Below are 7,227 nucleotides of genomic sequence, written 5' to 3'. Positions count from 1 at the left end.
GTCGAGGTCGCGCTCCCGGCGGGGCGCGCGTCGGCGCTGGTCGCCGCGTCGACCCCGCTCGGCCGCGAGCCGCTGGTGCTCGGCGCCGAGCTGGCGCGGCGCGGCGCGCTGGCGCTGGCCGCGCTCGCCGCGGTGCGGCGCCAGCGCGAGCTGTCGCGCACGCGCGCGCTGTTCGTCGCCACCGTGTCGCACGAGCTGCGCACGCCGCTCGCCCACGTGACCGCGCTGAGCGAGACGATGCTGCTCGGCCGCGCCGAGTCGCCGGAGCAGGCGCGCCGCTGGCTGCACGCGATCCACCGCGAGGGGCGGCGCCTGACGACGCTCACCGAGAACCTGCTGCTGCACGTGCGCGGCGAGCAGCAGGCGCTGCGCGTGGTGCCGCGCCGCACCGACGTCGGCGAGCTGGCGCACGAGGTGGCGGCGCTCGTCGCGCCGATGGCGCAGGCCCGCTCGGCGCGCGTGGCGGTGGACGCGCCGGCGGGGTGCGAGGTGCCGCTCGACCCCGACCTGATGCGGCAGGTGCTGCTCAACCTGCTCGACAACGCCATCAAGTTCGGCGGCGAGGGGCAGACGGTGCGCCTCGCGGCGGCGGTCGAGCGGCGCGCGGTGGTGCTGGTGGTCGACGACGAGGGGCCGGGGATCCCGGCGGCGCAGCGCGACCGCGTGTGGGCGCCGTTCGCGCGGCTGGAGACGGCGGCCGACGGGGCGGCCGGGACGGGGCTCGGCCTCAGCGTGGTGCACCAGCTGGTCGCCGCGCACGGCGGCACGGCGCGCGTCGCCGACGCGCCGTCCGGCGGCGCGCGCTTCGTGGTGCGCCTGCCGCTCGGCGGCTGACGGCGGTCAGGCCGCCTCGGCGACCCCGAGCCCGGAGTGGACGACCGCCTCCAGCGCGTCGAGCGCGCGGGGGCACAGCTTGGTGCCGCGGTCGACGTCCATGATGGCCAGCGCCTGCCCGGCGTCCATCCCGGCGCGGTACGGACGGTCGGCGGTCAGCGCCTCGTAGATGTCGGCGACCACCAGCACGCGCGCCGAGTCGTCGAGCGCGTCGCCGTCGAGCCCCCACGGGTAGCCCGAGCCGTCGAGCTTCTCGTGGTGCAGCGCGGCCGGCCGCGCGAAGTCGGCGAAGGCGCGCACGCGCGTCAGGATGTCCCAGGTGAAGCGCGGGTGCTGGGCCACGGCCGCGCGCTCCTCGTCGGTCAGCCGCGCCGGCTTGTCGAGGATCGCGTTCGACACGCCGAGCTTCCCGACGTCGTGCAGCATGCCGGCGCGCCACACGCGCTTGCGCGCCGCCGCGTCCATGCCGCACGCCCCGGCGATGCGCTCGGCGAAGGTCGCCACGTTGGCCGAGTGGCGGTACGTGTACGGCGACTTGGCGTCGATGATCTCGGCGAACGCGCGCGCCACCTCGTCGAGGCCGACGTCGTCCACGGTGCGGCGCTGGTCGACCGGCTCCAGCGTCGACGCCGCGAACTCGGCGTCCGGGGTCGCCACGGCGCGCCACCACACGCGGTCGCGGCGCCAGCGCTGCACGTGGTCCACCAGCGCCGGGTCGAACCAGGTGCCGCGGCGGCGGCGCGCGAGGCGCAGCGCGTCGGCCGGCGAGTGCGTGCGCGCGACCGTCTCGAGCGTCTGCGCGAGGTTGGCGATGCGCGCGCCGAGCGGGATCGCGTCGCCGCGCAGCCCGTCGGGGTAGCCGCCGCCGTTCCAGTGCTCGTCGAGCGCGCGCACGGCGTCGGCGGTCGCGTCGGGGAAGCCGAGGCGGCGCGCGATCTCGGCGCCGCGGTCGCAGCGCACCTGGATCAGGTCGCGCGTCACGTCGGGCGTGCGCGCGATCTCGGCGAAGTGGCGCAGCCGGTCGCGGAACGAGCCGGCGGGCGCGGTGCAGCGCCACGTCTCGACGGCGAGGCCCAGGCGGCGGTGCCAGTCGACGAGCTTCATGCGCGGCTTGATCGCGCGGTCGTCGGCGCCGAACAGCGCCGTCATGCGCGCCGCGTTGCTGGAGCAGCCGGCGTCCTTGAGGAGCAGCGCGTAGTAGAGCGCCGAGCGCTCGGCGGCCGGCAGCCCGCGCTCCTCGGCGAGGCGCATCCCGATCAGGCAGGTGCGCACCGTGTGCCCGAGCGGCTGCCCCTCGGTGAGGTCGAGCGCGTGCGAGAGCGCCGTCAGCACCTCCGACAGCGACAGCTGCACCGCGCCCGCCGCGGGGGCGGGGCGCGCGGTGGCGGGCGTGACGGGGGTCGGGCGCGTGGGGCGCATATGCCCGGGGACGCGCCGGGCTCGTCAGTCGTAACCGGGCCCGCGTCAACGGGTTGGGGTGTGGCCCCGGCGCCGCCTGTGGCGCGGCCGCCTCAGCCCCGGGTCACGACGGCAGCGCGTGCCGCGTGACCTCCCCCTCCAGCGTCTCGCCGCCCGTGGTCACGTAGAGCTGCCCGTCGGTCACCGCGACGTCGATCGCCATCCGCCGCTCCAGCCGCTCCGACAGCGCCGCCAGCAGCTCGCGGTCGACGGCCCACAGCTCGACGTGCTCGGCCCGGTGGATCTTCTGCCCGTCGAGCTGGCGGAGGAGCTGCGCCGGGTCGCGGTGCGTGTAGATCGCGACGCGCGGCGACGCCTTGCTCGCGCGGTGCAGCCGTGCCGCGTCGGGGCTCCCGACCTCGATCCACGCCGTGCGCCCCCCGGTGAGGTCGCGCACCTCGACCGCCGGCTCGTCGGGCTCCGCGAGCCCGCGCGTGAAGCCGATCCCCTCGCGGTACTCCAGGCAGTAGGCCAGCAGCCGCGTGAGCAGGTACTCCTCGGTCTCCGACGGGTGGCGCGCGGCGCGCACCGACAGCGTCTCGTAGACGCCGCGGTCGACGTGCGAGAGCTGCACGTCGAAGGTGTAGACGGTCGCGGTGAGGGCCACGGTCAGCGCTCGCGCCCGGCCAGCTGCTCGGCGATCGAGCGCGTGCGCCCCTCGACCACGACGTCGCCGGTGTGCGTGGTCGCCACCGGCTCGACCAGCACCACCCAGCACTCCTCGGCGGCCATCGGGTTGTGGCGCACGGCGCGCGGGACGACCACGCACTGCCCGGGCTCCAGCGTCACCGCGCCGTCCTCCAGCTGGATCACCAGCCGGCCGCGGCGCACGAGGAACAGCTCGTCCTCCTCCGCGTGGGCGTGCCACACGAACTCGCCCTGCAGCTTGGCCACCTTCACGTACTGGTCGTTCACGCGGGCGACGACGCGCGGCGACCAGAAGTCGGTCAGCCGCGCGAATTCCGCGTCGAGGTCGATGACTGGGAGCATGCGTGGAGGCTACGCACCCGGCCCCCCCGCCGCCACCGGGCGCGGCTCCGCGACCAGCTCCATGCCGGGGCGCGTCACGCGCGTGCGCAGCGTGCGGCGCCGCTCGCGGTCGATCCACTGCGTCGCCCGGAAGCCGCCGTAGTCGAGCTCGACCTGCCACGCCGGGCGCCCCGCGGCGGTGTCGGCGCCGACCACGCGCACCGCGACCGCCTGCGGACCGCGCGTCACGTCGTACGTCTCGACGACGGCGCGGTAGCCCTCGCGCAGCGGCAGGCGCGGGATCACCAGCCCCTGCACGCTGTAGTCGATGGCGGCCGGCGCCGCGGCGTCGACCGGGGTCGCGCGCCCCGCGCTGTCGGTGGCGGTGCCGGTGACCCGCCCGCCGGCGAAGGTCACGTGACGCCCGCCGCGCGGCGTCACGTCGGCGTGCCACCGGGTGGCCAGCGTGCGCGCGTCCACCTCGATGCTGTCGAGCGTCAGCGTGCGCCCGTCGGGGCGCCGGTTGTGCTCGACCACCAGGAAGCCGCCCGGGGTGGCGGTGACCGTCTCGACGTAGACGACGCCCAGACGGCGCTCGCCGGCGGCGTTCACGAACCAGTTGTCGACGGTGTCGGCCTTCGGCGCGAGGCCGAGGGTGGCCAGGCGCGGGTCGCCGGCGCGGACGGTGTCGATCCGGGTGTCGACCTGCGCGCCCAGGGGGGCGGCCAGGACGCAAAGGGCGGGGAGGAGGTGACGTCGCATGGCGTCAACCTTCCCCCCCGCCGGCGCCGGCCACAACGGGCGGGCGCGACTTCTCACGGCTCCGCGACGCGGTCGGTCGCGGGTCAGTCGCAGCAGCAGATCTCGCAGCCGCAGCAGCAGCAGGGGGTGTCGGTCGTCATGGGGCCTCCGCGGTGATGGATGTGGTCGGACGTGCGGCGGAATCTACGCGGCAGTAGACCTCGACGAAATGCGGGTCGTCGGGGTTGTAGTCCGGCCGCGCCCCGCCGAAGCCGTCGGGGAGGATCGAGATCGCCTCCAGCTCCGCGACCAGGAACATCCGCCACCCGCCCTCGGGGTCGGTGCGGCTCCACCCGGGGCGCATCCACGCGCTGAGGGCGTCGTGGCCGGCGGTGTTGCGCCCGTACAGGTGCGGCTCGGCGACCCGGACGGTCCCCTTGTACCCGAACATCAGGAGCGCCCGCTCGCCGATCGCGTGGCAGATGCGCAGGTCCATGGGACGGGGCTCAGATCCGGCAGGTGAAGACGACGCAGCCGGGGAGCGCGAGCAGCGACAGCCAGAAGAGCACGCGGCCGGCGCGCGTGGCCGTGAAGGGGCGCGGGGGAGTCATGCCCGCCCCGTCTCGCAAACCGCTGGCCGTCGCGCGGACGCATCAGCCCCGGGTGTAGACGTTCTCGAACCCGATCTGCTCGGCCTCGCCCGGGGGGATGACGTACATGCGGATCGCGAACCCGTCGGCGGTCGGCGTGACCTCGGTGCGCCACCCCCAGTCCGGCCCGTCGCCGGCCGGGAAGCTGCCGAGGACGTCGATGCCGCCGTCGGCCGTCACCGTCCCGCGGCTCGTCATGGGGAACTCGCGCTGGTGGTACGAGTCCACCCACGACGCGTGCGCGACCTCGGTCTTGGTCTCGCGCCCGGCGAGGAGGAACCCCTCGCGCGGCCGGTCCTTGTGCGTCCAGGTGTAGGCGATCGTCACGAAGCGGCCGCCGGCGACCACCGTCACCTCGGCGGTCGAGTCGGAGGTGTACTCCGACGGCGTCTCCCAGGAGAGCACGAGGCGGCTGCTCCCGGTCCAGCGTCCGGCGAGGGCGGCGAGCGGGGTGTCGGCGGCGGGGGTCACGGGCGTTCAGGGTGCGGGGAGGGGGTGCCCGACGCGCACGAGGTTGCCGTTCGGGTCGACGAGCGCGAACTCGCGCATCCCCCACGGGCGGTCCTCGGGCGCGGTGAGGCGCGGGATGCCGCGGTCGGGGAGGCCGAGCGCCGAGAACTCGCGGTGCCACGCGTCGGCGTCGGCGACGTACCAGTAGCAGCCGGCGTGGCTGGTCGTCGGCTCGACCTCGCGGTGCGCGAAGAAGTGCACGTCGACGTCGCCGCGGCGCAGGATCACGTAGCCGTTGGACGCGTCGGGGTCGAAGTAGCCGGCCGTGAAGCCCAGGCGCTGGTAGAAGTCGCGCGCCTCGCGGATGTCGCGCGCGGGGAGGATCGGGGTGGCGTGCTCTCTCATGGGTCGCCCGCTCGGGCGGTGGCGCGGAGGGGCCAGAGCCAGGCGGCGCCGCGCACGCCGCTGGAGTCGCCGTGCGCGTTGCGCGCCACGCGGGTCACGACGGCGTCGGAGAACACGTAGCGCGGCAGGCGGGCGCGCGCCGCGTCGGCGAGCCCGTCGACGTTCGACACGCCGCCGCCGAGCACGATCACGTCGGGGTCGAGCACGTTGATGACGCTCGCCAGCGCGCGCGCCAGCCGGTCGTGGTAGCGCGCCATCGTCGCCGCCGCGCCGGCGTCGCCGGCGGCCGCCGCGCGCCCGACGTCGTCGCCGCGCCGCGACTCGCCGGTGTGCAGCCGGTGGTCGCGCTCCAGCCCGGGCCCCGACAGGAACGCCTCGATGCAGCCGCGGCGCCCGCAGTAGCACTCGGGCCCCGGGCGCTCGTCGTCGGCCGGCCAGGGGAGCGGGTTGTGCCCCCACTCGCCGGCGATGAGGTTGGGCCCCACGAGGCACCGCCCGCCGACCACCACGCCGCCCCCCACGCCGGTGCCGAGGATGACGCCGAACACGACGTCGGCGCCCGCGCCCGCGCCGTCGGCGGCCTCGGAGATGGCGAAGCAGTTGGCGTCGTTCATCACGCGCACGGCGCGCCCGATCGCGGCCTCGACGTCGGCGGGGAAGGGGCGGCCGATGAGCGCGACCGAGTTGGCGTTCTTCACCAGCCCCGTGGCGGGGACGACGGTGCCGGGGATCCCGATCCCGACGGGCGCGGCGTCCGCCCCGCGCGCGCCGGCCGCGCGCTCCACCTCGGCCACCACCGCGGCCACGGCGGCGACGGTCTCGTCGTAGCCCTTCGGCGTGGCCACGCGGTGGCGCGCGACGATCGCGCCGTCGTCGGCGAGGGCGATCCCCTCGATCTTGGTGCCGCCCAGGTCGATGCCGATGCGCATGGTGTCGATACGGCGAGTTCGGGGAGGGCGAGTTCGGGAAGGGCGAATTCGGGAAGGGCGAATTCGGGAGGGGCGAACTCGGATGAAGCGAGGGCGGGTGGGGCAGAACGCGCAGTACCCGAGTTCGCAGTACCCGAGTTCGCAGTACCCGAGTTCGCAGTACCCGAGTTCGCAGTACCCGAGCTCGCAGTACCCGAGCTCGCAGTACCCGAGCTCGCAGTACCCGAAGCTCGCCTCCCCCGGCCGTCAGCGAAAGTCGTGACTCCGCGCATGCTCCGCCCCCACCGGCGCCTCCAGCCGGCGGAAGCGCTCGGCGCGCACGTTCACGACCACGTGCGGCGGCGTCCCCTCGACCTGCAGCCGCCCGCGCACCAGCACCAGCGGCGAGGTGGAGATCAGCAGCGCGTCGCGCTCGAAGCGTTTGGGGTTGACGACGACGTTGATCGTCCCCGTCTCGTCCTCGAGGGTGAGGAAGACGAACCCCTTGGCCGTGCCCGGGCGCTGGCGGCAGATGACCAGCCCCGCCACCGCGACCGTCTCGCCGTCCCTCCCGTCGCGCACGACGTCGCGCGCGGTGCGCACGCCGTTGGGGACGAGCGGCGCGCGCAGGTGGGCCATCGGGTGGCCGAGCAGCGACACGCCGGTGACGCGGTAGTCGGCCTCGGTCAGCTCGTAGGGCGTCATGGCGGGGACGACGGCCGGCACGTCGGGCGCGCGCACGCGCGGCGCCAGCGGCCCCGCGTCGCCGCGCTCGGCCTCCAGCAGGCGCCACACCGCCGCGCGCCGCCGAA

The 7,227-nt window shown here is 75.7% G+C and carries 10 protein-coding genes; 1 reads left to right on the top strand and 9 read right to left on the bottom strand.

Annotated features, from left to right (window positions below; translation table 11 throughout):
* The coding region (locus tag PYV61_RS17855) for a HAMP domain-containing sensor histidine kinase (protein WP_275834111.1) at positions 1-834 on the top strand (834 nt) is incomplete at its 5' end.
* A gap of 6 nt (positions 835-840) precedes the next feature.
* On the opposite strand, the gene PYV61_RS17850 is transcribed toward PYV61_RS17855, so the two are convergent.
* From PYV61_RS17850 to PYV61_RS17810, 9 genes are all read right to left on the bottom strand, one after another.
* Positions 841-2,253: an HD-GYP domain-containing protein gene (locus tag PYV61_RS17850; protein WP_275834109.1), complete on the bottom strand. Its 1,413-nt coding sequence runs from the start codon at positions 2,251-2,253 to the stop codon at positions 841-843.
* Positions 2,254-2,356: 103 nt separating this feature from the next.
* Positions 2,357-2,899, bottom strand: a complete 543-nt coding sequence (locus PYV61_RS17845) for a YaeQ family protein (RefSeq protein WP_275834107.1) — start codon at positions 2,897-2,899, stop codon at positions 2,357-2,359.
* A gap of 2 nt (positions 2,900-2,901) precedes the next feature.
* Positions 2,902-3,282, bottom strand: a complete 381-nt coding sequence (locus PYV61_RS17840) for a cupin domain-containing protein (RefSeq protein ID WP_275834105.1) — start codon at positions 3,280-3,282, stop codon at positions 2,902-2,904.
* A gap of 9 nt (positions 3,283-3,291) precedes the next feature.
* Positions 3,292-4,023 (bottom strand): hypothetical protein, encoded by a 732-nt coding sequence (locus PYV61_RS17835; protein WP_275834103.1) that lies wholly within the window; start codon positions 4,021-4,023, stop codon positions 3,292-3,294.
* A gap of 136 nt (positions 4,024-4,159) precedes the next feature.
* Entirely contained in the window at positions 4,160-4,498 is a 339-nt protein-coding gene (locus tag PYV61_RS17830) for a hypothetical protein (RefSeq protein ID WP_275834101.1), read from the bottom strand.
* 157 nt (positions 4,499-4,655) lie between these two features.
* The gene (locus tag PYV61_RS17825; protein ID WP_275834099.1) at positions 4,656-5,123 is read right to left on the bottom strand and encodes a DUF1579 family protein; all 468 of its coding nucleotides are present in this window, start codon (positions 5,121-5,123) and stop codon (positions 4,656-4,658) included.
* A 6-nt stretch (positions 5,124-5,129) separates the two neighbouring features.
* Positions 5,130-5,507, bottom strand: a complete 378-nt coding sequence (locus PYV61_RS17820; RefSeq protein ID WP_275834097.1) for a VOC family protein — start codon at positions 5,505-5,507, stop codon at positions 5,130-5,132.
* Positions 5,504-6,436: an ROK family protein gene (locus PYV61_RS17815; protein ID WP_275834095.1), complete on the bottom strand. Its 933-nt coding sequence runs from the start codon at positions 6,434-6,436 to the stop codon at positions 5,504-5,506. Before PYV61_RS17815 ends, PYV61_RS17820 begins: the two co-directional genes overlap by 4 nt.
* A gap of 246 nt (positions 6,437-6,682) precedes the next feature.
* On the bottom strand, positions 6,683-7,227 hold a 545-nt coding region (locus PYV61_RS17810; RefSeq protein WP_275834093.1), incomplete at its 5' end, for an OB-fold nucleic acid binding domain-containing protein.

This window comes from Roseisolibacter sp. H3M3-2 (assembly GCF_029211165.1).
Taxonomy (GTDB): domain Bacteria; phylum Gemmatimonadota; class Gemmatimonadetes; order Gemmatimonadales; family Gemmatimonadaceae; genus Roseisolibacter.
The sequence above is the reverse complement of the archived record's forward strand: the minus strand, read 5'-3'. Positions and strand labels throughout refer to the sequence as shown.

Excerpts from the sequence above, each read along its gene's own strand:
- PYV61_RS17850 (WP_275834109.1), bottom strand. The coding sequence starts at position 2,253 with ATGCGCCCCACGCGCCCGACCCCCGTCACGCCCGCCACCGCGCGCCCC.
- PYV61_RS17840 (WP_275834105.1), bottom strand. The coding sequence starts at position 3,282 with ATGCTCCCAGTCATCGACCTCGACGCGGAATTCGCGCGGCTGACCGAC.
- PYV61_RS17835 (WP_275834103.1), bottom strand. The coding sequence starts at position 4,023 with ATGCGACGTCACCTCCTCCCCGCCCTTTGCGTCCTGGCCGCCCCCCTG.
- PYV61_RS17830 (WP_275834101.1), bottom strand. The coding sequence starts at position 4,498 with ATGGACCTGCGCATCTGCCACGCGATCGGCGAGCGGGCGCTCCTGATG.
- PYV61_RS17820 (WP_275834097.1), bottom strand. The coding sequence starts at position 5,507 with ATGAGAGAGCACGCCACCCCGATCCTCCCCGCGCGCGACATCCGCGAG.
- PYV61_RS17815 (WP_275834095.1), bottom strand. The coding sequence starts at position 6,436 with ATGCGCATCGGCATCGACCTGGGCGGCACCAAGATCGAGGGGATCGCC.